27 protein-coding genes are annotated in these 24,702 nt (G+C 57.8%); 17 read left to right on the forward strand and 10 right to left on the reverse strand.

The annotated features are described in order from the left end of the window. The 5 genes from ACN0WX_RS11370 to gspM form a co-directional block, all read left to right on the forward strand. Window positions 1–458: GspE/PulE family protein (locus tag ACN0WX_RS11370; RefSeq protein ID WP_417622449.1), on the forward strand; the 458-nt coding region annotated here is incomplete at its 5' end. Continuing rightward, entirely contained in the window at window positions 451–1,665 is a 1,215-nt protein-coding gene (gene gspF / locus ACN0WX_RS11375; RefSeq protein ID WP_417622450.1) for a type II secretion system inner membrane protein GspF, read from the forward strand. The genes ACN0WX_RS11370 and gspF, both read left to right, overlap by 8 nt. Before the next feature lie 19 nt (window positions 1,666–1,684). After that, window positions 1,685–2,158: a type II secretion system major pseudopilin GspG gene (gene gspG, locus ACN0WX_RS11380; RefSeq protein WP_417622451.1), complete on the forward strand. Its 474-nt coding sequence runs from the start codon at window positions 1,685–1,687 to the stop codon at window positions 2,156–2,158. Window positions 2,159–2,170: 12 nt separating this feature from the next. Further along, window positions 2,171–3,295 (forward strand): hypothetical protein, encoded by a 1,125-nt coding sequence (locus ACN0WX_RS11385; protein ID WP_417622452.1) that lies wholly within the window; start codon window positions 2,171–2,173, stop codon window positions 3,293–3,295. After that, on the forward strand, window positions 3,292–3,765 hold the full coding sequence (gene gspM / locus ACN0WX_RS11390) for a type II secretion system protein GspM (protein WP_417622453.1): 474 nt from the start codon (window positions 3,292–3,294) through the stop codon (window positions 3,763–3,765). The genes ACN0WX_RS11385 and gspM overlap by 4 nt, the downstream gene beginning before the upstream one ends. Before the next feature lie 22 nt (window positions 3,766–3,787). On the opposite strand, the gene ACN0WX_RS11395 is transcribed toward gspM, so the two are convergent. Then, window positions 3,788–4,873: an acyl-CoA desaturase gene (locus ACN0WX_RS11395; RefSeq protein ID WP_417622454.1), complete on the reverse strand. Its 1,086-nt coding sequence runs from the start codon at window positions 4,871–4,873 to the stop codon at window positions 3,788–3,790. Window positions 4,874–5,117: 244 nt separating this feature from the next. Here ACN0WX_RS11395 and ACN0WX_RS11400 point away from each other — a divergent pair, with 244 nt between their 5' ends. Further along, window positions 5,118–5,453: a hypothetical protein gene (locus ACN0WX_RS11400; RefSeq protein WP_417622455.1), complete on the forward strand. Its 336-nt coding sequence runs from the start codon at window positions 5,118–5,120 to the stop codon at window positions 5,451–5,453. Window positions 5,454–5,466: 13 nt separating this feature from the next. On the opposite strand, the gene ACN0WX_RS11405 is transcribed toward ACN0WX_RS11400, so the two are convergent. Continuing rightward, window positions 5,467–6,192 carry a hypothetical protein gene (locus ACN0WX_RS11405; protein WP_417622456.1) on the reverse strand — a complete coding sequence of 242 codons (726 nt, stop codon included), beginning with the start codon at window positions 6,190–6,192 and terminating at the stop codon, window positions 5,467–5,469. A 173-nt stretch (window positions 6,193–6,365) separates the two neighbouring features. Here ACN0WX_RS11405 and ACN0WX_RS11410 point away from each other — a divergent pair, with 173 nt between their 5' ends. Further along, window positions 6,366–7,763, forward strand: a complete 1,398-nt coding sequence (locus ACN0WX_RS11410; RefSeq protein WP_417622457.1) for a cytochrome P450 — start codon at window positions 6,366–6,368, stop codon at window positions 7,761–7,763. 76 nt (window positions 7,764–7,839) lie between these two features. After that, window positions 7,840–8,214 (forward strand): DUF4345 domain-containing protein, encoded by a 375-nt coding sequence (locus ACN0WX_RS11415; protein WP_417622458.1) that lies wholly within the window; start codon window positions 7,840–7,842, stop codon window positions 8,212–8,214. Here the strand turns inward: ACN0WX_RS11415 and ACN0WX_RS11420 are convergent. Both ACN0WX_RS11420 and uvrA read right to left on the reverse strand, forming a co-directional pair. Continuing rightward, a complete protein-coding gene (locus ACN0WX_RS11420; RefSeq protein ID WP_417622459.1) occupies window positions 8,211–8,546 on the reverse strand; it encodes a low molecular weight protein tyrosine phosphatase family protein in 336 nt (111 codons plus the stop codon). The genes ACN0WX_RS11415 and ACN0WX_RS11420 overlap by 4 nt on opposite strands. Next, window positions 8,543–11,482, reverse strand: coding sequence for an excinuclease ABC subunit UvrA (uvrA, locus tag ACN0WX_RS11425; RefSeq protein ID WP_417622460.1), 2,940 nt, complete (start codon window positions 11,480–11,482; stop codon window positions 8,543–8,545). Before uvrA ends, ACN0WX_RS11420 begins: the two co-directional genes overlap by 4 nt. A 190-nt stretch (window positions 11,483–11,672) precedes the next feature. Here uvrA and ACN0WX_RS11430 point away from each other — a divergent pair, with 190 nt between their 5' ends. Beyond that, window positions 11,673–12,548, forward strand: coding sequence for a hypothetical protein (locus ACN0WX_RS11430; RefSeq protein WP_417622461.1), 876 nt, complete (start codon window positions 11,673–11,675; stop codon window positions 12,546–12,548). 9 nt (window positions 12,549–12,557) lie between these two features. Here ACN0WX_RS11430 and ACN0WX_RS11435 read toward each other — a convergent pair whose 3' ends face one another. After that, complete coding sequence (locus ACN0WX_RS11435) at window positions 12,558–14,600, reverse strand: hypothetical protein (protein ID WP_417622462.1); 2,043 nt, start codon at window positions 14,598–14,600, stop codon at window positions 12,558–12,560. Window positions 14,601–14,998: 398 nt separating this feature from the next. On the opposite strand from ACN0WX_RS11435, the gene ACN0WX_RS11440 reads away from it, so the two are divergent. Then, entirely contained in the window at window positions 14,999–15,523 is a 525-nt protein-coding gene (locus ACN0WX_RS11440; RefSeq protein WP_417622463.1) for a hypothetical protein, read from the forward strand. On the opposite strand, the gene gmk is transcribed toward ACN0WX_RS11440, so the two are convergent. Further along, window positions 15,524–16,192: a guanylate kinase gene (gene gmk, locus ACN0WX_RS11445; protein ID WP_417622599.1), complete on the reverse strand. Its 669-nt coding sequence runs from the start codon at window positions 16,190–16,192 to the stop codon at window positions 15,524–15,526. It lies immediately after the preceding gene. A 121-nt stretch (window positions 16,193–16,313) separates the two neighbouring features. On the opposite strand from gmk, the gene ACN0WX_RS11450 reads away from it, so the two are divergent. Continuing rightward, window positions 16,314–17,432 carry an AI-2E family transporter gene (locus ACN0WX_RS11450; RefSeq protein ID WP_417622464.1) on the forward strand — a complete coding sequence of 373 codons (1,119 nt, stop codon included), beginning with the start codon at window positions 16,314–16,316 and terminating at the stop codon, window positions 17,430–17,432. Here ACN0WX_RS11450 and ACN0WX_RS11455 read toward each other — a convergent pair. The 4 genes from ACN0WX_RS11455 to ACN0WX_RS11470 all read right to left on the reverse strand — a co-directional run bounded on the left by ACN0WX_RS11455 (window position 17,429) and on the right by ACN0WX_RS11470 (window position 21,010). Further along, window positions 17,429–18,727 (reverse strand): MFS transporter, encoded by a 1,299-nt coding sequence (locus tag ACN0WX_RS11455; protein ID WP_417622465.1) that lies wholly within the window; start codon window positions 18,725–18,727, stop codon window positions 17,429–17,431. The two genes, ACN0WX_RS11450 and ACN0WX_RS11455, sit on opposite strands and share 4 nt — an antisense overlap. Window positions 18,728–18,848: 121 nt before the next feature. Further along, entirely contained in the window at window positions 18,849–19,115 is a 267-nt protein-coding gene (locus ACN0WX_RS11460; protein ID WP_417622466.1) for a hypothetical protein, read from the reverse strand. Window positions 19,116–19,133: 18 nt separating this feature from the next. Continuing rightward, entirely contained in the window at window positions 19,134–20,528 is a 1,395-nt protein-coding gene (fumC, locus tag ACN0WX_RS11465; protein ID WP_417622467.1) for a class II fumarate hydratase, read from the reverse strand. Continuing rightward, window positions 20,525–21,010, reverse strand: coding sequence for an SspB family protein (locus ACN0WX_RS11470; RefSeq protein ID WP_417622468.1), 486 nt, complete (start codon window positions 21,008–21,010; stop codon window positions 20,525–20,527). The genes fumC and ACN0WX_RS11470 overlap by 4 nt, the downstream gene beginning before the upstream one ends. Before the next feature lie 114 nt (window positions 21,011–21,124). Between ACN0WX_RS11470 and hisB the strand changes: the two genes are divergently transcribed. From hisB to ACN0WX_RS11500, 6 genes are all read left to right on the forward strand, one after another. After that, window positions 21,125–21,718 (forward strand): imidazoleglycerol-phosphate dehydratase HisB, encoded by a 594-nt coding sequence (gene hisB, locus ACN0WX_RS11475; RefSeq protein WP_417622469.1) that lies wholly within the window; start codon window positions 21,125–21,127, stop codon window positions 21,716–21,718. Continuing rightward, entirely contained in the window at window positions 21,681–22,331 is a 651-nt protein-coding gene (gene hisH, locus ACN0WX_RS11480; RefSeq protein ID WP_417622470.1) for an imidazole glycerol phosphate synthase subunit HisH, read from the forward strand. The genes hisB and hisH overlap by 38 nt, the downstream gene beginning before the upstream one ends. Further along, entirely contained in the window at window positions 22,328–23,056 is a 729-nt protein-coding gene (gene hisA, locus ACN0WX_RS11485) for a 1-(5-phosphoribosyl)-5-[(5-phosphoribosylamino)methylideneamino]imidazole-4-carboxamide isomerase (protein WP_417622471.1), read from the forward strand. Before hisH ends, hisA begins: the two co-directional genes overlap by 4 nt. Window positions 23,057–23,152: 96 nt before the next feature. Beyond that, window positions 23,153–23,914: an imidazole glycerol phosphate synthase subunit HisF gene (hisF, locus tag ACN0WX_RS11490; protein WP_417622472.1), complete on the forward strand. Its 762-nt coding sequence runs from the start codon at window positions 23,153–23,155 to the stop codon at window positions 23,912–23,914. An 85-nt stretch (window positions 23,915–23,999) separates the two neighbouring features. Continuing rightward, window positions 24,000–24,320, forward strand: coding sequence for a phosphoribosyl-ATP diphosphatase (locus tag ACN0WX_RS11495; RefSeq protein WP_417622473.1), 321 nt, complete (start codon window positions 24,000–24,002; stop codon window positions 24,318–24,320). Beyond that, window positions 24,320–24,700, forward strand: coding sequence for a histidine triad nucleotide-binding protein (locus ACN0WX_RS11500; RefSeq protein WP_417622474.1), 381 nt, complete (start codon window positions 24,320–24,322; stop codon window positions 24,698–24,700). Before ACN0WX_RS11495 ends, ACN0WX_RS11500 begins: the two co-directional genes overlap by 1 nt. The last annotated feature ends 2 nt before the right edge of the window (window positions 24,701–24,702 follow it).

Raw genomic sequence — 24,702 nt, forward strand, 5'->3', positions numbered from 1 at the left:
CCACGGTCCACACCAATGACGCGGTCGGCGCGATCACCCGGATGCGTGACATGAAGGTGGAGCCGTTTCTGCTGGCTTCCACGCTGAGGGCGGTGATTGCCCAGCGGCTGGTCAGAAAATTATGCGAACATTGCCGTACGCCGATCCAAGCCGATGGCAGCCTTGCCTCCCTGCTGGGCTTTGACAATGGCACGGTGGTCTATCGTGAGACCGGCTGCGAGCATTGCAACCACACCGGCTTCCAGGGACGGATCGGGGTGTTCGAGGCCATCCGCATCGACGAGACCCTGCGCAAGCTCATCAACGACGGGGGTGATGAGGCCGCGATCAACGCCCATGCGTTCCGGAACCAGCCCCATCTGGGTGTCGCGGCGAGAGCCCTTGTTCGTGAAGGGTTGACCACAGCCGAAGAAGCTATCCGCATCTCCCGGCGCGACAGCGAGGCGGTCGATGCCTGAATTTTCCTATACTGCCATCGACCCCAAGGGACGACAAAAGACTGGACGGCTCGCCGCGGCCAGCGATGACGCGGCCCGGGCCAAGCTGTCCGAACGGAATTTCTATGTGGTCCGGATGGAACCGGCCAAGGGTAAACAAAGCAAAGCATCCGCTGGATTGCTGGGGCCAAAAAAGCTGACATCCAAGGAACTCACGCTGTTCACCCGGCAATTGTCCTCGCTGGTGCAGGTCAGTCCGCTCGAGGAAGCACTGCGGATCATCGGCAACCAGAATGAAAAGCCGCATGTGCGCGAACGGATCGGGACGGTTCATGGCGGAGTGATCGAGGGGCAACGCCTTTCCGAGGCAATGCGCCGCGAGCCGAAAAGTTTTCCACCGCTTTATCGCGCGATGATTGCAGCAGGCGAAACCTCGGGGACGCTGCCCGATATCACCGAACGTCTGGCTGACTTGCTTGAACGGCAGGCCGAGCTGCGCGGAAAATTAATTGGCACATTGGCCTATCCGGCTGTGCTGGCTCTGGTTTCGATCATCGTGGTCGCGCTGCTGATGATCGCGGTCGTGCCCAAAGTTGTCGAGCAATTTGACGATGTGAACCAGCAACTCCCGATGATCACCCGCATAGTCATCGGTATATCGAGCTTTCTGGCGGACTGGTGGTGGGCGATTGCGCTCCTGATCGGGGTCGCCTTGCTGATCGGCTGGCGTGCGCTCAAGGAGCCCCGGATCAAATATGGCTTCGACGGCTTTCTGCTGCGCTTGCCGTTTTTCGGGCGATTGCTACGGGATTTGCACGCGGCGCGTTTGGCGCGAACCCTGTCGACGATGGTGGCCAGCCGTTTACCGATTATCGAGGGATTGCGCCTAACGACCAATACGATCAACAATAGCGTGCTGCGCAAGGCTTCGGAAGATATGGTCGAGGCCATCCGCGGTGGCGGGAGTCTTTCCAGCGCACTTAAAAATACAGGCGTGTTTCCCCCCATGCTGGTCTATATGACCTCCAGCGGCGAGGCATCGGGACAGCTTGATGACATGTTGGCGCGGGCGGCGAGCTATCTGGAACGGGAATTTGACAATTTCAGCTCCACGGCCCTGTCGTTGCTCGAACCGATCATCATTGTGGCTCTTGGCGGGTTGGTCGCGCTGGTGATATTGGCGATCCTGTTGCCGATCTTGCAACTTCAGAATCTAGCCGGACTATAGGACGGAAAAAGGAATAATCATGACGACGGAAACGGAAATTGTGGCGGAAGATCTGGAGCCGGAAGCGAAACGGCGCCAAAAGCGCAACGGCTTCACGCTGGTCGAACTGATGGTGGTGATCTTCATTCTTGGCTTGCTGACAACAATTGTGGTGATCAATGTGCTGCCCAGTCAGGACCGGGCGATGGTTGAGAAGGCGCGCGCCGATATCGCCACTCTGGGGCAGGCGCTCGAAATGTACCGGCTCGACAATCTCAGCTATCCCGGTTCATCTGACGGATTGCAGGCGCTGGTTGCACCGCCCGCGTCGCTGGCGACCACCGCACGCTACCGGCAGGGCGGCTATATCAAGAAACTGCCGGAGGACCCTTGGGGGCGACCTTATCAATATGACAATCCCGGCCGCCAGGGTCCGGGTTATGATCTTTATTCGTTGGGCGCTGACGGTGCTCCGGGCGGCGAAGATGATAACGCCGATATCTACGCTGAATAAGACCGGAAGCGCGTGACCCGTTCCTTTCTTCTGACGGCCTTTCCGACCACGGATGACGAGGCACTCTATTGGTGGCACGTCGTCGATGGCAAAGTGCGCGCATGGGGATGTGATCCGGACCCGGTCATGGCTTCGCAAGCCGAGGCACAGGAAGAGCCGCCTTTGGATCTTGGCGTAATTTCTCTGCTCCCGTCATATCTGACCACGATTGCCGGTCATGAAGCGATCAGTGGCACGACCGAAAATCAGGCGCTTGCCGCCGCCGTTCTGGCAGCGAAAGCCGGGAGCCTCGATAGTGAAAATGTCCATATTGTTTCGACGATCGATAACACGGGTGCCGTAGTCACGGCTTCTGTCGGGCGCGATATATTGTCTGCCGGTCTTGTCCGATTGCAGGCACTGAATATGGATCCGGAGACAATTATTCCGTTGGGCTGGTTGCTGCCGGTTTCTGAAAATGGGCCGCTATCTGCGGATTTCGGATTTGACCGGGTGGTCCGTGCCAATAATATCATCGCGACCGACGATCCCGCGCTTACCGATATATTGTTCGCCGGTCAGGCGATCACGCCCATTACCGGTGATGCATTTGACGCCATGCTGGCTGATCCCGCCAACAAGAGCGATCTCAATTTCCGGTCGAGGATGTTTGCCAAGAAAACCAAGCGGACGATGGGTGCGGTACAAAAGCGCCGGCTCGGCTGGATGGTGGCCGCGCTGATCATATTATCGCTGGCCATTCCTTTGGTGCAACTGGTCCAATATCAATGGGCGGCCAATAGTGCTGATGAAGTCGCTCTTGCCCGGGCTTCTGCCGTCGTCGGTGCGGTCGAGAATCCGGATGTTGCGGAGCGGGCGCTCGACCAGCGGCTGATCTCCGAAAATCGCGGAAATATCATGTTTCCTGTCCCTGCGTCAGCTCTCTTCTCGGCTATTCAGCATGTACCCAATGTGTCGATTACCCGGCTGGGTTACGGCGAAAACGGGATCGTTTCGGCGACATTGTCGGGAATCCGGGCCGAAGATATCAATCCGGCCCTGATCGCGATTCAGGATGCCGGTTTCGTTATCACCGCGACTTCGCGAACCGATGCGACGGGTTCGGTGCAGGCAGATATTACGGTGAGGGCACCATGATCGATACTGCGAGAAACTGGTTTGTCGGCCTGAGCCGGAGAGAACAGATACTGGTCGGGATTGCCGGTTTGCTGTTGACCGGACTGGTCGGCTATTATGCCATTGTACAGCCGATGATCGGATCGATGACGGCGGCTGAGCAGCGATATATTGATGCGATTGAGCGGCAGGCCCGGATCGAGGCGAAGGTTGTCGCTCTCCAGCAGCCGCTGGACGGCGACACCACCAAATTTCGCGGTGCAATTGATATATATGTCAGCCAGAGCGCCGGAGAGACCGGGATTGCCGTGGGTTCGGTCGATCCACAGCCGGACAGCCGGGTCAATATGGTGGTGGAATCGGCCAAGCCTACGGCACTTTTTGGTTGGCTTGCGCGGATCGAACGCGAGGGGGTTGCGGTGGAATCGCTTAGCGTCAATCCGGCTGATAACGGGACCGTTTCAGCGACGCTGACCCTCCGGTCCCAATAGCGAAAATTTTGTTGGGGCGCGGTTATTGGGCCGGTTCGACATGACGCTGCTTGGACGCAGGGAACATCACGCCGCCGTCATCTGCTGACATGACTTCCGGTTCCGGAAGATCGGCTTTCGCCACTTTCATCGCCTTCTGGACCCATTCGCCATTTTTATTGCGAATATAGGCAGGTGCGCGCTGGACGTTCCACACCAGCCCCATTTTCTCCCACAGATAGATGATCTGGCCGTTCAGATCGAACTCCCACCATGCGACTTGCGATGACGCGGCGCGCGGGTGCTGGTGATGGTTATTGTGCCAGCCGTCGCCAAAGGTCATCCACGCCATGAACCAGTTGTTGCGCGACCCGTCCTTGGTTTTGAACCGCTGCGAGCCGAAGACATGGCCGATGCTGTTCACGCCCATGACGAAATTCAGGAAGAAGAAGTTGCGGAAGAAGCCGCCAATCAGGATGGTGCCGATAATATGCTCGGGTCCGCCGAAGGCCAGTGCCCACAGGGCCGGCAATATGATGCTCGAGAAGATGGCGATCGACCAGCGATGCTTGTGACACCACAAGACTTGCGGGTCGTCGATCAGCCCCTTGCCGTAAACGTTCATGTCCGACGTCGTGTTGTCGAACAGCCAGCCAAAATGGGCAATGCCAAGCCCCTTGAGTTTCCCCATTTTCTTGCCGTGGCCGTCGATATAGGGGCTGTGCACGTCACCCACATGATCGGAAAAGGCGTGATGGCGGCGATGGTCGGCTGCCCATTTCAGCACCGAAGCCTGACAGGCCATTTGCGCCATGATGCCGATGGCGAGGCGCATTTTTGGTCCCGCCTCGAATGCCTTGTGGGTGAAATAGCGATGATAGCCGATGCCGACACCCATATTGATCAGCGCAAAGCCGAACAGGAAGGCAGACCATTCGACCCAGCCCGTGGCATGGGTGAGGGTCCAGTAAAGCGCGCCGATAGAGCCCAGCACCATCGTGGAGAGCAAGATGCCATATTCGATGCGCTTTGCCCGCGCAGCCGGGCCGCCAATGATGACGCCATGCTGGGGGTGTTGCTCCGATGGTTGGAAATCATCGGGTTGAATGTCGCTAAATGCACTTGCCATCGACCAAAATCCTCGAAGCTTCACTCGAAACCCTAGGATATAGGCTTATTACAATGATTACAATTGTCTTAACCATTAGCCATTGAAGCAAGAAAAGCCATTGAACTAGCGGGACCTTCCGGCCCGATCTGTCCCGTTTCAACCGAATTACGGTGCGCCTTGTCCCGCTGCTGCGGCTATTCAGGAACGAGAAAGCGGCCTGGTCGTTGTCTGGCTGTTCCACTCAGTACGAAGGAGAATTTCGATGATATTTCGCAAACTGATGATTGGTATGCCTGCCGCTGCTCTGGCTGTGGCTCCCGCAATGGCCATGGCGCACCCGTCCGGTAATCAGGACCACGAGCCGATCCTGACCCGGCCGATTGGCGACAACCCCGATAATTACTGGTATGATTATCTCACCGATATCCGCGAAGCGGAACATGAACTGAAGAAGGATTTGCGCCGTGCGACCGACGAGGAAGACCGGCGGGATGCGCTCGAGGAATATCGCGCGGAAATTGCCGATGCGAACAAGGATTATAAAAAAGAAATGCGCGAACGCGGCTATCATGTCGGCCGCGTTACCGTAGGCAAGTGAATCCTGACCGGAACTAGTCGTCGCTGACTCGTTCCCGCGCGCTGCGGTTGGTCCTCGGTGAATAGCGAGGGCCTTCCGCGCGCGGTGGTCGGGATGCGTTGTCCGGCTGGTTTGCTGATGGCGGCTGAGCTTGCGGTTGCTCGGTCGCTATCGGTGGGCGCCGGTCGGCTCGCCTTGGCCGATCACTGCGGTTGCGAACGGGGGCGGCCTGATCCGTGCGGTCTCGACGCGGGGCTCTGCTTGCGGGACGGCTGTCCTGTCGGTCGCGAGTCCCTGGGCGAGCACGTGGATTGTCACGATAGTTGCGCCGCCTCGGGTCCCGTGCACGATCGCCGCGCTCATATCGTTGGTCACGCGGCACCGCGCGTCGTTCCGGAATGCGATCGCGCTCTCTGACATGGTGCCCGCCAAATTCTGCGCGCTGTCTGGCCCAATGGCGCCGGTGATAGTCGTGCATCGCGTGGCGTCTACCGCCGCGATCGAAAATATAGATGCCATAGCCGGGATAATAATATTGATCGTACCAGCCACCGCTGAAGCCGATATCGGCAAAGCCATAACCATAGTCACATGCATAATAATCATCGAACGGGGCATAGGGATCACAATCATAGCCACGATTGTTGACATAGCCGTCGCCATAGTATCCGGCGCCGCCGTACATGCAGCCGCCAACGCTCAGCAATGCACTCGCAGCTATTGCTGGTTTCAACAGCCGAAACATCGAAAAATTGATCATGGTCTTCATCCTCAGAACCACTCCCTGTGGCATCGGCCATGCAGGGCGTGATTCTTTTCCTGTTGGTGATACGGATAGGGCGGCGCGATTGAATAGCTTATGAATGGAGTAGCTTGCTGACATTGATGAAAGTAGCTAGTAAGTTACTGATAGCTTAGATCAGGAGTGCTCCCGTGGCCACTATAGCAGCGAAATCGCATGGATATCCTTATCAGGAAAGCGCCAACCCGCATTGGGTGACGCCGCCCAGTGAAGAGCAATTGGCGCATATCCCAGGCGAGCAGGGCTTGCCGATATTGGGGACGACGCTGAAGGTCATCAAGGATCCGATCGCTTTCGGCCAATATATGTTCGAACGTTATGGCTCGGTCTATCGCACCTATAGTTTCGGCAAGCAGAATGTCATGCTGCTCGGGGCCGATGCGACCGAACTGGTGATGTTCAACAAGGACAAGATTTTCTCCAGCGAACAGGGCTGGGGACCGGTGCTCAACAATCTCTTCCCGCGCGGGTTGATGCTGATGGATTTTGAGCGGCACCGGGCTGACCGCAAGGCGCTTTCGGTCGCTTTCAAACCCGGCCCGATGAAGCATCATTGCGAGGTTCTGGGGGACGGCATATTGGACCGTGTTGCCGACTGGAGCGGCACCGGCTTCAAATTTTACCCGGCAATCAAGTCGCTGTCGCTTGATACGGCGGCCAGTGCTATTCTGGGTATTCCCTGGGGTCCGGAAGCGGACAAGATCAACAAGGCCTTTGTTGACGAGGTGCAAGCGTCTGTTGGTATTGCGCGCGCGCCGATCCCGTTCACCAAGATGTGGAAAGGCGTGAAGGCACGCGAATATCTGCTCGAATATTTCACCCCGGAAGTGAAAAAGCGGCGCGCGAAGGGTGGCGAGGATATCTTCACCCAGATTTGCCTTGCTACCCATGAAAATGGCGAACTGCTGACCGAGGATGAAGTCGTTGATCACATGAACTTCCTGATGATGGCGGCGCATGACACGATCACCTCTTCGGCGACCAGCATGACCTATCTGCTGGCCAAGCACCCGGAATGGCAGGACCGGTTGCGCGAGGAATGCCTGTCGGTTGCCCCGGCCGGGAGTATTTTGACTATCGAACAGCTGGGCAAGCTGGAGCTCACCGAAATGGCGTTCAAGGAAGCACTCCGCCTGATTCCGCCGGTGCCGAGTATCCCGCGCCGCGCACTCAAGGATTTTACCTTCCGTAACTATACCATACCGGCCGGCACGAATATCGGCATCAGTCCGCAATTCGTCCACAAGATGGAAAAACACTGGCCTGATCCCGACAAATTTGATCCGCTGCGTTTCACACCGGAAAACAGCGCCGGTCGCCACAAATATGCATGGGTCCCCTTTGGCGGTGGTGCGCATATGTGCCTGGGCCTGCATTTCGCCTATATGCAGATCAAAATCCTGATGCACGCGATGTTGACCCAGAATCGCGTTGTCCTGCAGGATGGGCCAGAATACGAACCGGACTGGCAGGTATTTCCGATTCCGCAACCGAAGGACGGACTGCCGGTAAGGCTTGAGCGCCTCTAGTCACAAGGCCGGGCCGAATGGGCTGTGCAGGGCTTTGAGGGTTTCGGGAGAGAAGAGTTAAACAGGGGAAGCATATATGAACATCTTTCGCATTGTCATCCTATTGATTGGGATGATCCCGCTGTTTCTGGGCGTTACCGGTATCATTTTCGGCGCGGCGGACCATGCCGGCGGGGAAGCAGTCAGTGCCGCTCTCGATAGCCAGTATCGCTATCTCGCCGGGGTCTATGTGGCGGTCGGAGTGATGATCTTCTGGTCAGCCAGTGATATCAGGGGGCGGGCAAATTTCCTGCGCTTTGCCATGCTCGGCTGGTTCATCGGCGGCCTCGCCCGGGTGGTTTCCTGGCTGACGGTAGGTGAGCCGGCAAGCTGGCAGGTCAGCGGCATGATCATCGAACTGGCCGTGCCGATTTTGCTGCTATTATGGCAGCGGCGGGTTTTGCGGCGCTAGGAAAAATATGCGGGGAACCTGGCCTTGATGATCGCCACCAGATCGGGTTCCATGAACCTGTAATTGTCCGGAATGGCGAGATTGCGCACTGGCCTGTCTTTCAGCATCGTACCAAATTTCCGGGTGATCTTTTTCTTGTGACCGGTTTCCATCACATAGATTTCGTCAGCCCATTCAATCAGGTCACCGGACAAGGGCGTTTCCGCATCATTGTTCGTGCCGGCAGAAATGGCTGTCACTCTATCGACCCCGTTCAGCACGGCTTCGGCGGTCGGGCTGCGCAACCGGTTGCGGGAACAGACAAACAAAGGCTTCGTTTGTCCGCCGCTCACTTTGCCAGCATGTCCTTCAGATAGCCGCCGGTGTAGCTGCCCTTCACCTTGGCGACCTCTTCCGGCGTGCCCTGCGCGACAATTTCGCCGCCGCGCACGCCGCCTTCGGGACCGAGGTCGAGAATATGGTCTGCGGTCTTGATGACGTCGAGATTATGCTCGATCACGACCACGCTATTGCCCTGTTCGACCAGCCGGTGCAGCACCTGCAGCAGCTTGCGGACATCCTCGAAATGCAGGCCCGTCGTCGGTTCGTCGAGAATATAGAGCGTCTGCCCGGTTGACCGCTTCGACAGTTCCTTGGCCAGTTTCACCCGCTGGGCCTCGCCGCCGGACAGGGTGGTCGCCTGCTGGCCGACCTTCACATAGCCCAGCCCCACTTCATAGAGCATCGCCATCTTGTCGCGGATTGGCGGGACCGCCTTGAAGAAGCTCACCGCATCCTCGACCGTCATGTCGAGAATATCGGCGATCGACTTGCCCTTGAATTTCACTTCGAGCGTCTCGCGATTATAGCGTTTGCCGCCGCATTCCTCGCAGGTGACGTAGACGTCGGGCAGAAAGTGCATCTCGATCTTGATCAGCCCGTCGCCGCGGCAGACTTCGCAGCGGCCACCCTTGACGTTGAAGCTGAACCGGCCGGGCTTGTAACCGCGCGCCTGTGCCTCGGGCAGGCCGGCGAACCAGTCGCGGATATTGGTAAAGGCACCGGTATAGGTGGCCGGGTTTGACCGCGGGGTGCGGCCGATCGGCGACTGGTCGATATCGATGACCTTGTCGCAATATTGCAGGCCGGTGATCTTGTCATGCTTGCCGGCGATCACCCGCGCGCCGTTCAGCGTCCGCGCCGCTGCGGCGTAGAGCGTGTCGATGGTGAAAGAGCTTTTGCCTGAGCCGCTGAGACCGGTGACGCAGGTGAAGGTTCCGAGCGGGATCGAGGCGGTGACATTCTGCAGATTATTGGCGGTGGCGCCGTGCACGGTCAGCTTCTTGCCATTGCCCTTGCGCCGTTCGGTCGGCACCTCGATTTCCCGCGTCCCGTTGAGATAGGCAGCTGTCAGCGATTTTTTCGATTTCAATATCTGTTTGAGCGTGCCTTCGGCAACGACCTCGCCGCCGTGGACGCCGGCACCCGGCCCCATGTCGACGACCCAGTCTGCCGTGCGGATCGCATCTTCGTCATGCTCGACCACGATCACCGTATTGCCGAGATCGCGCAGCCGCTTGAGCGTGGTCAGCAAACGGTCATTGTCGCGCTGGTGCAGGCCGATGCTGGGTTCGTCGAGCACATAGAGCACGCCGCTCAGGCCCGAACCGATCTGGCTGGCCAGGCGGATGCGCTGGCTCTCGCCGCCGGACAATGTGCCGCTGGTCCGGTCGAGATTGAGATAGTCGAGCCCGACATTGTTGAGGAAACCCAGCCGCTCGATGATTTCCTTGAGAATCGGTTCGGCAATCTGGCTCTGGGTCTTGTCGAGCTTGGCGCCCAGACCTTCGAAAAATTCCAGTGCATCACCGACACTCCGCCGGGTCGAGATGGAAATATCCTCTCCCGCGATCTTCACCGCCAGCGCTTCCGGCTTGAGCCGTGCGCCGTGGCAGGTTTCGCAGGGAGCGGCGGCCTGAAACTTGGCCAGCTCCTCCTGCATCCAGGCGCTTTCGGTCTGCAGCATGCGGCGGTTGAGATTGCCGATCACGCCTTCGAACGGCTTTTTCACTTCATAGGATTTGCGCCCGTCCTGGAAGCGCAATGTGACGGGCAATCCCTGCGTCCCGTTGAGGATCACGTCGCGATGATGTTCGGACAGTTCGTTCCATGGTGTTTCGAGATCAAATTCGAAATGCCGCGCCAGACTGCCCAGTACCTGCATGTAATAAGGCGAGGGCGGGTTGGACTTGGCCCAGGGCACGACCGCGCCCTGCTTGATCGACAATGCCGGATTGGGAACAATCAGCTGGGTATCGAAATGGAGCTTCTCGCCAAGACCGTCGCAGGACGGGCAGGCGCCCTGCGGGGCGTTGAACGAGAAGAGGCGCGGGGCGATTTCCTCGATCGTGAAGCCGCTGACCGGGCAGGCGAAGCGTTCAGAAAAGACGATCCGGTTCGGTGGCAGGCCGGTGCCCTTCATTTTCTTGGTGGTGGCCTCCGGCTCCGGTTTGAATGCGGCGCTGGCTTCGGCAACTGTGTTCCCGGCCAAAGCCTCCTCAACTGTCCCGTCCGCGAGATCAACAAAAGCCAGCCCGTCGGCCAGCCGCAATGCGGTTTCGAAACTGTCGGCCAGACGCTGCTCCAGCCCTTCGCGCACCACCAGCCGGTCGACGACCACCTCGATGTCATGCTTGTATTTCTTGTCGAGCTTGGGCGTTTCCTCGATATCGTAAAATTCGCCATCGACCCGGACCCGCGTGAAGCCGGCCTTCTGCCATTCGAGCAGTTCCTTGCGATATTCACCCTTGCGCCCGCGCACCACCGGGGCAAGCAGATAGAAGCGGGTCTTGTCCGGCAGGGCCATCACCCGGTCGACCATTTGCGAGACGGTCTGGGCGGTGATCGGCAGGCCGGTCGCCGGCGAATAGGGCACGCCGGCGCGGGCCCAGAGCAGGCGCATATAGTCGTAAATCTCGGTCACCGTCGCGACGGTCGAGCGCGGATTGCGGCTGGTGGTCTTCTGCTCGATCGAGATCGCCGGAGACAGGCCCTCGATATGCTCGACATCGGGCTTCTGCATCATCTCCAGAAACTGCCGCGCATAGGCGCTGAGGCTCTCGACATAGCGCCGCTGCCCCTCGGCATAGATGGTATCGAAGGCGAGCGACGATTTGCCGGAACCGGACAGGCCGGTGATCACGATCAGCTTCTCGCGCGGCAGCTCGATATCCACGCCCTTGAGATTATGCTCGCGGGCGCCTTTTACTTTGATGTGGGTCAGACTCATGAGCGTGCTTTGCCGAAGATGCCGGAGAGAGTCCAGCGGGTGGGGGGATGGGCGTGAGCGCTCTATATGTTCTGTTTATGTTCGGTTTTCAAGGGGGGAGTTTTTGGGGGAGCGTGACGCGGGTCACGGGATTCTCAATCCCGAACAATTAAACGTCGTTTGAAGCAATCACAATTGCAGGAGGTATCCAATGACAGTATTCAGACTACTGACCATCACCCCAGTTTTAATAGCTACAACAGCGTGTTCTACATTGGAGAGTGTGAGGCCAGACATTGAAGCGCGACCAGTGCCGAGCAGATTAGATGAGACCGCATACATCAATGCACTTCGAGATGCATTTGAAGTAATTGACTCTGAAACCAATGAGCTGTGTTTTGATGGCAGTGGTTTGAAGCCATTTAAAGACAAATCTGCCCAAGGTTATTCCAACACAGCGTATAATGAAGAAAAGTTAAAAGCGCCACGATGTCTCAAATTCAAACAGGTTTCTGAAGATGAAAGAGAGGCCAAGATGAGCCAGTATATGTTGGCGGGGTTTGGCTTAACTGACCTATATTGTCAGCGGTTCTTTACAATAACAACGGCGTCAGAACGAAATCGAAGATTTGGCGAGAGCTCGGCGAATAGTTTAGATGTACTTGTTAATTCGGTGCTGACGTTGTCGAATGCTGGAAATACAGCGATTGGTGTCACCAACTCGGGATTTGGACTGATCGACAAGACATTTGAAGGATACGATGCAGCATATATGGTTTCTCCAGATATGGCTAACGTGCAGAAATTGGTATATTCCGCACAGAGTGAATATCGAGAGCGAGCTTTAAATTCGAAAGCGACAACTTTTCCTTCTGGCTACGGAGGAGCAAGATCAATAATTGAACGCTACGCAAATTTTTGTACATTTAATGGGATGAAAGCACTTCTGAATGAGTCAGTCAAAAATAAGATTGATGAGATTGACTCCTCGCTGCAGCAAAACCGCGATTCTGGAGATGAAGGAATAGAAGCAAATGGACCCAATACAGAGGTGAAGAAGAAAAACATCGAATCACCGATTCCCTAGATAAGATTATTAATATTGAGGCCGACGTTCCCGTCGAACCCGCCCAAAAGCCTCCCGATAGCGCTCAAAAAACCCGACCATCTCGGGCGACCGCTTGCTCTTCATGTCGCAGAAGAACTTCCGGTTCCAACCCTTTGCGGTGCCCAGATGGATCATCGCGTAGACATAGGCCAGCAACCCCGCTGAAAACGCAAAGGCCGCTCCCATGCCCGCCACCGCCCACACGACTGCCGCCACCAACGGATAGGCCAGCACCGGGAAACTGATCGCCTTGCGGTAATTGAATATGCCTTTGCTCTCTCTTGTCGGCAGGCCGAATTTTCCGACCAGTGTCGAGGTGAAGGGCAGGCGATTGTGGACGATCGCTGCCGGGATCTTGACCCACCAGGGCACGGGCGCCAGCAGGATAGTGGCGAGCGCCAGCAGTTCGAAAAACGGATAGCGGATGACGAGCAGCGCCAGCACCTTGTAGTCATGATATTGCTTCGCGGTGTGCTCGATCAGCTCGCCGACACCCTCTACCGCGTAACGGCCCTTTTCGCGGAAGCGGAAGACGTTGTTCGGGAACATATAATATTTCATCAGGCCCTTGATGCCCGGCGTATCGCTGCGCTTCGGCCGGATATCCAGCAGCCTGGCAACCTCGTCGGTAAAGGTACCGTACCAGACGAGATGGTCGGTCTTTTTCTCCGGCCTTCTGGCATAATAGGTGGCGTTATAGTCCGCGATCCTCTGGTCGATATTGCCGCAAATCTCGTCGCGGAAAGCCGGTTCGGTGATCATCCTGTGGGTCAGCAGGCATTGCATCTCGCTGATATTGTTGAGCCCGCCGGTAAACGGGCGGGTGAAACCGATGGTGTAGATATTGGCGAGCTTGGGGGAAACGACCCCGAGAAATTGCTCGCGGGTACGGTAGGCAAATTGCTCTCCATCGACGCTGCCCCGCATCCGTATCTCCGGGATGTTGGGCACTTCCTGATCGCCGTCGATGATCAGGTCAAAGCTGGTGGTCTCGTGGCCTTCGCTCAGTGTCATGGCCTCGCGGTCGATGGTGGTGGTACCCTTGTCCCACAGCTTCACATGGCCATGTTCCAGAAAGAAGGGCAGATCGTTGATCAGATAGCCGTCGGCGATCTTCTGCTCCAGCGTCTCCTCGCAATAGAGCTTGTAGACATCGATCGGCCAATATTTGATCGCGATATGGCCATTTTCAATCGGTGCCCTGGCCTTGAAAAAGCTGCGGATATCCTTGTGCGGCCGGATGCTCTTCGGGTGGCGCACGCCCAGGCTGTTGCGGTCGAAAATTTTGGCGAACCAGTGATGGATCAGGCCGTGGATATAGCCACCGTCGATAAAGGCGCGATAGCTCCATTTGCTGATTTCAGAAAAATTATGGCATTCGAGCTGGTCGAGCGGCACGAAGCGTGGCCCGTCATCCAGCGGCGAGAAGGTGGCGAACATCTTGTCGAGCATGATGAAGCCATTGGTGACCAGGTGGACCTTCGCACCATAAGCGACCAGTTTCGCGATCAACAGGTTGGAACTGTCGCCGGTCGAGGTGATCACCACGCTCTTGCCGGCATAGCTTTCGTCAATCCTGATCTGCTTGAGATTGGCGTTCATCTGCCGCCGGAAGGCGGTGGCGACAACGACATGGCTGGCGCGGAACTGCTCGCCGCTCTCGAGATGGACGATGCTGTGATCCGCATGATTGTCGATGCTGTCGACCCGGCCATGATGGATATTGTCGGCGTAGCGGGCCGCATATTTCTTGTGGATATCGTAAAATTCGCGTGCGGTCGGAAAACCGTCGGTGAAATTCTCGCCCTGCTCCCTGAGCATTTCGACCAGCTCGAAGGAATAGACGCTGCTCTGCAGCGAGCTCACCAGATCGAAATCCATCGCATCGGCCGCTTCCAGCTGCTGCCAGATCGGCAACATTTCCGACACCATCAGCCAGCTTGTACCGCTGGCCTCCAGTTCGCGGATCAGCGGCATGGTTGAAAAGCCACCGCCGACGATCAGGACGTCGATTGCCTGTGTTGCGATCACGTTTTTGTCCCCCTCAAGCGCTGTGCCGATCCTGCTTGTCGTAACCCGTCCGCCCGTCAAAACCAACGTTCTTTTCAGGACCAGGAGCCATCAACTGTCCCCATATTGCACGGCATGCAACCGCTTTGCACTTTCATCGACGGGCAATTGCCGTTCGTCGAATGACCGGCAGAGTCACGCCGGATTATGCTATCCGACAGATAGCTGAGTGATGATCCAGAAAAGCATAAAATGTTCTCGGGTCGCATCGAAGCTTAACCATGGGGGGTGGTGTCATGATGCGGAATCGCAAAAGGCTGAACCGGGATATATTGCCTACCGCATGGGCAAGCTCCTATTCCCGGAAAAGCTGGTCCACCGTCCGACCCCTATTGGACGTGGCCTTTGCGACGCTTCTTATGTCATCCCCCTTTTTTGTGCCGGTTCACGCGCAACCGGCACCACCGCCTGCGGCCAAAGCTCCTCCCGCCTGCGCTACCGGAGACCACCGCGCCTTTGATTTCTGGATCGGGCACTGGGAGGTGACCGCCGCCGGCCAAGACCAGCCGACTGCGGTAAACCGGATATCGCGCGAACATGGCGGCTGCGTCATCCGCGAGGATTATACCACCAAGGGCGGTTATACCGGCATGAGCATGAGCTTTTATGACGCTGCCCGCCAAAAATGGCATCAGACATGGATGGGGGCGGACGGATCGGCCCTGTTTATCGAGGGCGGACTGAATGCAGAGGGAGCGATGGTGCTCAGCAATCGCAACCCGCCTTATTACCAGGAGAATATGGCAATAAACCGGATCACCTGGACACCCAGGGCGGACGGCAGTGTCCGGCAGCACTGGCAATCCTCATCCGATGGCGGGGTGAGCTGGTCGACGGTGTTCGACGGCCTCTATGTCAGGAAGCTATCCTCGCCGGCGGGCTAGTCACTCTGCCATCAAATCCCGGACAAAGCCGATAAGGCCGGTTTGCCGCGAACGCCGCATGCGTTCGGTGGCGAGAATTTGCTTCACCTTGGCAAAGCAGGCGTCGAGATCATCGTTGATCAGGACATAATCATAGCCATCCCAGTGGCTGATTTCGCTGGCAGCGCGCTGCATCCGGTTTTCGATGATTTCGGACGCGTCGGTATTCCTGCTTTCCAGCCGATTGCGCAGTTCCTTGAGCGACGGCGGCAAGATGAAGACTCTCACGACATCCTGACCCGCGCGCTGATAGAGTTGCTGTGTTCCCTGCCAGTCGATATCGAACAGGACATCCTGACCTTCTTCCAGGCTCTGATTGACCGGCACGGCTGGCGTACCGTAACGATTGCCAAAGACCGTGGCATATTCGAGGAAGCTGTTGTCAGCGACCATTTCCTCGAATTGCTCTCCATTGACGAAATAATAGTCCTTGCCATGTTCTTCACCCGGCCGTTTGGGGCGCGTTGTCACGGAAACCGACATTGCGATTTCTTCGTCTGCCTGCAGCAACATACTGGCCAGCGTCGATTTGCCGGCGCCCGAGGGCGAGGACAGCACAAACAGCAGCCCGCGACGGTTTAACTCGCGGTGATCATTATCTATCGTCTGGGAGGAAATATTGTCGGCCATAGCGGCTATTGGCCGAGAAGGACGCACGGCGTCAAGATGCTTGTCCCGATGTTTTTCCATCTCGCGAGTTCCATGCAATCATCCTGATGACAGTCCTCCAAAAGGCAGCTATCCCAAAACCATGATTCAGGGACGCGTCAGCACGATATTTTATGCGATCGGTATTACGATCATGGTCGGCTGGCTGTTTTACGTCGGCAAGGACATCATATTGCCGATCGTGACCGCGATCATCTTGCTGCAGATTCTCTACGCCGCCAGCGCCACGGTTGCCCGGATACCCGGGCTCGGCCAGACGCCCTTGTGGCTCCGCGCCACGCTTGCCCTGATCGCCGTATTGGCCATGCTGTTCGCGATGACCCGGATGCTGGTTGCCAGCTTGCAGAATCTCGTCCCGTCACTGCCCGTCTATCAGCGCAATCTGGAAAATCTGTTCGCCGCCTGGTTCCCGACGCAAGGTGACGAGGGTATGGGTCGCCCGAAGATGTCCGAACTGATGGCGTCACCATCCGCGATATTTGACAGGGGCACCGAAGCCGTCGCCAAGGCGGTCAGCGAATTCGCAACGCGGTTTTTGACCGAGATTGATATCGCTGCGCTCGCCCAGTCGGTGCTGTCCTCGCTAACCAGTTTCGGCGGATTTGTCTTTATCACGATCCTCTACGCCTCGTTCCTGCTCAGCGAAATCACGGGCTTCCCCGAAAAGGTCCGCCGCGCTTTTGGTTCGGATGGCGATTCCACCGATACGCTCAACATGATCACCCGGATCAACCATGATATCGGAAGCTATCTCGCGACCAAGACGCTGATCAATATCATTCTCGGTGTGATCTGCTGGGTCATATTGCTGATATTGGGCGTGGAATATGCAGCGTTGTGGGCGATCATCATCGGTCTGCTCAACTATATTCCCTATATCGGTTCGTTTGTCGGCGTGGCTTTTCCGGTGCTGTTTGCCGTGGCCCAGTTCGGCAGCTTGACGATTCCATTGGTCGCCACCGGTCTGATGACGGCAGCACAAGTGATTATCGGCAATGTTGTCGAACCGAAAATGCTCAGCAAATCGGTCAATCTCAGCCCGATGGTGGTGCTGGTCTCGCTGGCGATCTGGAGCAGTCTCTGGGGCATTCCCGGTGCGATACTGGCGGTGCCGTTCACGACCATATTGATGATCGTGCTGGCGCGCCGTCCCGGGACCCGTCCGATAGCGGCTTTGCTGTCCAGCGATGGCAATGTCTAGTCGGGCGTAGCCGGCGGCTTCAGCAGAAATGCAGCGATCAGTCCGGTGATCAGCAAGCCGATGGCCGCCGCAAAGGCGATGTCATAGCTGCCGGTTGCTTCGAATATATAGCCAGCCCCGGCCGGTGCCGCCGCAGCAAAAGGCAGCATCACCGGCGCCAGCACCGAGTTGATGATCGGGAACGCACGCTCGCCGAAATAATTACCCGTCACCACCGGCCCGAGCACGAGCAAACCACCATAGCCGGCGCCAAAGACCATGCCCATGATCGACAGCAATATTACGCCCTGGCCGAGCCAGAATCCCGACAGGCCGATAATCATCAGGGAAATCGATCCGAACACCGTCCAGCGCAATTCAAACTGGTCCCCGAGCCAGCCTGCGGGAATGCGGGCCAGGCCGCTGCCCAATATCGTGATGCCCATGATCGATGCGGCCTCAAGACCCGACAGGCCGCTGTCGGTCAGGTGTAATATTCCGTGGTTGAGCAGGAAAAAAAAGGTCGCCAGATAACCAAGCGTGATCAGCATAACGAGATAGAGTATCGGCGTCCGGATGACCTGTTTCATCGTCCAGTCATGATCGGTCCTGTGAGTCTTCGGTCGCAAATTTCCGGCCAGCGGGTCACGCGCTGCCAGGGCGGGATCGACATTGTCGGGAAATTGCCCGATGTCTTGCGGCCGATTGACGATAAATTGCGCGGCGATCAGGGCAATCACAACCATCGCGGCCGCAATCATCCAGGCGGCGCGCCAGCTGTCGAACTGGTCCATCATGGTCGAGAGAACCGGCTGCGCCAAGGCACCGCCCAGCGCGCCGCCGGTCATGACAATACCGATCGTGGTCGATCGCTTGATACTGAACCAGCTGATCATGGCGGTTTGGGAGCAAATCGGGCCGGTCAGGGCAAAGGACAGACCCATGACGCCGCCCCAAACCAGGACCCATTGCCAGATTTCGGTGACGGCGAAGACCAGCAGCGTCAGGCCGGACAGCATGACGAGCAGGCCGATGGTGACAGCCTGTTTAACCCCGAAGCGGCTTAGCAAATAGCCGGTGAGCGGATAGGCCAGGCCGAGCATGATCAGCGCGATCGACTGGGCCAGGGATGCCGTGCCACGGTTCCAGTCCATTGTTTCGACCATCACCGGAAAAACCACCGAATAGGCGAAATAGACGAAGCCGGAGGCTGCGAATTGCAGGAAGAAGAGCAGGCCGACATTGGTCCAGCCATAAAATTTGCGGGGCGCTTGCCCGGATTGCGCGGTCGTCGCCAATATACTCTCCTGTGTCACGCTTTTCGCGTTTGACTGAGGCTAGTTTACAACAGTGTCAGTAGCAATCAATATTATCACCGTGGAGATAAACCGTTTCCGCGATGGCATCGGGCAATGAACCGGGGGCAGAAGGCCGCTCTTATGCCCCTTCGTTCTTTTCCGGTGCCGGATGGCCTTCGATGTCGATGACCGCTTCGGAGGCGGGAAGACTCTCGGCCTCTTTCTTATCATCATAGAGTTTTTTCGCGATCAGTACCCCGCCGACCAGCAGCGCGCCGGGGACAGACCGGGTCGCGACGCGGGCAGCCAGCATGCCGAGGCCAAAGTTCCGCAGGCCATGGCCCTTGGTGTGCCTGCGCGCTTCATAGCCGATGAACGTGGTAAATATATTTCTGACTAGCGACATTGCGTTCCTGTTCCCGGATCAGCCCTGATTGCCGATCATATTTTCAGGTTTTACATGGGCGTCATATGTTTCGGCGTCAACCAGACCCATATCCAGCGCGGTTGTGCGCAGCGTCTGGCCGGTGGCATGCGCATGCTTGGCGATGGCGGCAGCCTTATCATAGCCGATCACCGGGGCAAGCGCGGTGACCAGCATGAGACTATTGTCGACCAGTTCCCTGATCCGTTTTTCATTGGCCTCCAGTCCCTCGACACAGCGTTCGGAAAAACTCGACATACCGATGGAAATTATCTCGATCGAACGCAGCACATTGGCGCCGATCAGCGGCTTGAACACATTGAGTTCGAGATGGCCCTGCAGCCCGCCGACCGTCACCGCCTGATGATTGCCGATGACCTGCGCGGCGACCATGGTCAACATCTCGCACTGGGTCGGATTGACCTTGCCCGGCATGATCGAGCTGCCCGGTTCATTGGCCGGCAGGTCGAGTTCGCCGAGCCCGGAACGCGGGCCGGAGCCGAGCAGGCGGATATCATTGGCGATCTTGGTCAGGGACACCGCCAGCGTGTTCAGCGCGCCGGACAGTTCCACCATCGTGTCATGGGCGGCCAGTTCGGCGAATTTATTCGGGGCGGAGGTGAATTTCAGGCCGGTAATCTTGGAGATTTCCTTGGCGATATGCTCGCCGAAATTCTCCGGCGCATTGAGACCGGTTCCCACCGCTGTCCCGCCCTGCGCCAGTTTGAGCAGGCGTGGCAGGACGCTCTCGATCCGGTCCCGGGCGGCGACCAGTTGCGCCGCATAGCCGGAAAATTCCTGTCCCAGGGTCAGCGGTGTGGCGTCCTGCAAATGGGTGCGGCCGATTTTTACGATAGACTTCCACTGATGGGCCTTTTCCGCCAGCGCGTCGTGTAATTGTTCCAGCGCCGGAAATAGCTCAACCTCGAGAGCCCGGGCTGCCGCGACATGCATCGCGGTGGGAAAACTGTCATTGGACGATTGCCCGCGATTGACATGATCATTGGGATGGACCGGATATTTGCCGCCGCGGGTCCCGTAAATCGCCTCGTTGGCGATGCCGGCGATCACCTCGTTGACGTTCATGTTGGACTGGGTGCCGGAGCCGGTCTGCCAGATGGTCAGCGGAAACTGATTGTCATATTCGCCGGTGCGCACGGCATTGGCCGCTTTTTCTATGGCGGCGGCAATTTCCGGTTCCAGACCATGGATGCCATTGACCCGGGCTGCGGCCTGTTTGACGGTGGCAAGGGCGTGGATCAGCCGGATCGGCATGCGTTCCTGGCGGGGAAAGGGGAAATTCTCGATGCTGCGCTGTGTCTGGGCGCCCCAATAGGCATCCGCGGGAACCTCAATCTCGCCCAGAGAGTCGGTTTCGGTGCGGGTCCCGCTCACTTTTTCTTGCCGAAGTCCACCGTGACCACGTTGGAGCCATCGTCGACGACTTTGGTCGCTTCTGTCTCGCCGTCATTTTCTGCGGGATCATGATCATCAATGTCGCCTTCGATCTCCTCAACGTGGAACTGCAGCGCAAAATCAACCGCCGGGTCGACAAAGGATGTGATAGCCGCAAAGGGGATATGCAGCATTGAACTGATCTGGTTGAAACTCAGGCCGACTTCAAACCGGTCTTCATCAACTTTCAGGTCCCAGTAGCGGTTCTGAATGACAATCGTCATCTCGTCGGGAAATTTTGCAATCAGATGATCGGGAATATCGACACCGGGTGCACGGGTCTTGAAGGTGATGTAGAAATGATGGTCGCCAGGCAGGCCGTCTTTCTCGACTTCTCCCAGCACACGGCTAACTACAGCGCGCAGGGCTTCCTGTACGATTTCGTCGTAAGGAATCAGGCTATCGGGGGCATCATCGCTCATTTGCACTAGGTGGCGCGAAGCGGGCAGCGGGTCAAGGGCGTAAAATGAAATTCGCTTTGATCAAAGACCGCGAAATTCTTGCCTGATTTGGCCAAGCCATTATAGGCCAGTGGCATGAGAACAGCGACAATCGAACGAAACACCAAGGAAACCGAGATTTTTGTCGAGTTGAATCTCGACGGAACCGGCCAATATGACGTGTCAACCGGCATTGGTTTTCTTGACCATATGATCGAACAATTCTCCCGTCATTCGCTGATCGACCTGAAAATGCGGATAAAGGGCGATCTGCACGTGGATCAGCACCACACCACCGAAGATAGCGGTATCGCGCTGGGTCAGGCAATTGAAAAGGCGCTTGGCGACAAGGCTGGCATCGTGCGCTACGGCAGCGCCTATTCGCCAATGGACGAGACGTTGAGCCGGGTCGCGCTGGATATTTCCGGTCGGCCCTATCTGGTCTGGAAAGCCGCATTCACGCAGGAACGTCTGGGCGAAATGGACACGGAACTGTTCAAACACTGGTTTCACAGCGTCGCCGATGCGGCGGGAATCACGCTGCATATCGAACTGCTCTACGGAGAGAATAATCACCATATCGCAGAAAGTATCTTCAAGGGTTTTGCCCGCGCCATGCGCCAGGCGGTAGAACGGGATCCGCGCAAGGGCGATGCCATACCCTCGACCAAGGGGCAGCTGGGTGGCTGAAGCAATCGCGCTGATCGATTTTGGCGCCGGTAACCTGCACAGTGTGCACAATGCGCTGGAAGCGGCCGGAGCCGGGACTGTAACCGTGACTGCAGATCCGGGATTTGTGGCACAGGCCGACCGGATCATCCTGCCCGGTGTCGGTGCCTTTGGCGCCTGCCGCAATGCCCTGGCCGGAATCGAAGGCATGGTGGCAGTGATGGAGCGCCGCGTCCGCGATGACGGCGTGCCTTTCCTCGGCATTTGCGTCGGCATGCAGATGCTCGCTGACGAAGGCATTGAATTTGGCACACATGCCGGTCTGGGTTGGATTCCCGGCACCGTAAAGGCTATCGATCCGGTGGATGACACGATAAAAATCCCGCATATGGGCTGGAATGATGTCACCCCGACCGAGGGTCATGATCTGCTTGAGGCGGGCGAAGCTTATTATCTGCACGGCTATCATTTTGACGCCGCGCAAGAAGCGGATATATTGGCGAAGACGCAGCACGGCGGGCCGCTGGTTGCCGCCGTCGGCCACGACAATATCGTTGGCGTCCAGTTTCATCCTGAAAAGAGCCAGGCCTATGGTCTCGCCTTTCTCAAGCGTTTTCTGGAGTGGAAACCATGATCGTATTTCCTGCCATTGACCTGAAATCGGGTGAAGTCGTACGCTTGGCCGAAGGCGATATGGACCGCGCCACGGTGTACGGCGACAATCCGGCGGAACAGGCAGGCCTGTTCGCCGCTGCCGGTGCGGAACATATCCATGTTGTCGATCTTGACGGTGCCTTTGCCGGCTCACCAAAAAATGCCGAAGCGGTGGAAGCGATTGTCGCCAGCTTTCCCGGCTATGTGCAGCTGGGCGGCGGTATCCGCAATCGCGAGACGGTCGAGCGCTGGTTCGAACTGGGCGTGGCCCGGCTGGTGATCGGTACGGCGGCGCTCAAAGATCCCGATTTCGTCAAGGAAATGGCGAAGGAATATGAAGGCGGTATTGTCGTCGCCGTCGATGCGCGCGACGGCATGGTCGCCACCGAAGGCTGGGCCGATGTGTCGGATGTCAGTGTGCGCGACCTTGCTCGCCGGTTCGAGGATGCAGGCGTCGCCTCGATCCTGTTCACCGATGTCGGCCGCGACGGCATGCTGACCGGCTGCAATATCGAGGCCACGGTCGATCTGGCCCGCGCCGTCGATATCCCGGTGATCGCCAGCGGCGGGGTCAAGGGGCTCGACGATATCCATATGCTGGCTCAATTTGCCAAGGACGGGATTGAGGGCGTGATCACCGGGCGGGCGCTCTATGACGGACGGCTGGATCTGGCGACAGCAGTTGCGTTGGCCAATCGTGGTTGAGCGTTTGTTATCCGTTCGTGTCGAGCGCAGTCGAGACACTTTGGAATCGCGAGACAGTGTCTCTCGACTTCGCTCGAGAGGAACGGCGGAACGCGCATGACCGTCCGTATCCGCGTCATACCCTGTCTTGACGTCGCCAATGGCCGCGTGGTCAAGGGCGTCAATTTCGTCGATCTGCAGGATGCCGGCGATCCGGTCGAGCAGGCGCAGGCCTATGATGCCGCCGGGGCCGACGAGCTCTGCTTTCTCGATATTACCGCCAGCCATGAAAATCGTGACACGATCATCGATGTCGTCCGGCGCACGGCAGAAGTCTGTTTCATGCCGGTCACCGTCGGCGGTGGTGTGCGCACTGCCGATGATGCACGGGCGCTGCTGATGGCCGGAGCAGACAAGGTCGCGGTCAACAGCGCGGCTGTAACCCGGCCGGAAGTGGTCAGCGATATCGCCACCCGTTTCGGCAGCCAGTGCATGGTCGCCTCGATCGATGCCCGGCGCGTGGCCGACGGGCGCTGGGAAATCTTCACCCATGGTGGCCGCACCCCGACCGGTATCGACGCGCTGGAACATGCCGTGCGCATGGCCGAACTGGGGGCAGGGGAGCTGCTGGTGACCTCGATGGACCGCGACGGTACCCGCGACGGCTATGATCTGGACCTAACGCGGACCATCGCCGATGCCGTCTCCGTTCCGGTCGTGGCCAGCGGCGGAGTCGGCAATCTCGGCCATCTCGTAGAGGGGGTTACCAAGGGCCATGCCAATGCGGTGCTTGCCGCGTCGATATTCCACTTCGGCGAACATAGTATCGCCGATGCCCATGCTGCACTGCGCGCCGCGAAACTTCCGGCGCGCGCCTGATTCTGCGTCGCTTTCCATGCGGGCCGAGCAAACTTGTGTTGCTAGGACTTGACGAACGGGTGACCGGTCGCGCACACCGCCAGGGATGACCGATATTCTCAAATCTCTCGAGCGTACGATTGTGGCGCGCCGCGAAGCGGATCCCGATCAAAGCTATGTCGCTAGCCTGCGTGCCAAGGGGCGTGCCAAGATGGCTGAAAAACTGGGCGAGGAAGCCACGGAAGCGGTGATTGCAGCGGTGCTCGATGACAGGGCGGCGATGACCGGTGAAGCCGCCGACCTGCTCTTTCACCTGATGGTCCTGCTCGCCGACATGGACCTGTCTCTCGATGACGTGACCGCTGAACTGGCGCGCCGCGAAGGCCTGTCCGGTCTGCAGGAAAAAGCCACAAGAGGAGCAAGCTGATGGCGATCGACCCGACCCAGCCTTATGATGATGACAATATTTTCGCGAAAATTCTGCGCGGCGAAATTCCCAACAAGACCGTCTATGAAGACGAATGGGTGCTGGCCTTTCACGATATCAATCCGCAGGCTCCTGATCATATATTGGTGATCCCGAAGGGGCGCTATGTCAGCTGGGATGATTTTTCGGCGGAAGCGAGCGAAGCGGAAATCGCCGGTTTTGTCCGTGCTGTCGGCCATGTCGCCCGCGACGCCGGCATGGTCGAGCCCGGTTATCGCCTGCTCGCCAATGTCGGCCAACACGCGCATCAGGAAGTCGCCCATCTGCACGTCCATATATTTGCCGGAAAACCGCTTGGCCCGATGCTGATGCGCAGCTAGTA

Origin of the sequence: Parasphingorhabdus sp., assembly GCF_048269915.1 — a bacterium.
In the GTDB taxonomy this organism is placed as follows: Bacteria; Pseudomonadota; Alphaproteobacteria; order Sphingomonadales; family Sphingomonadaceae; genus Parasphingorhabdus.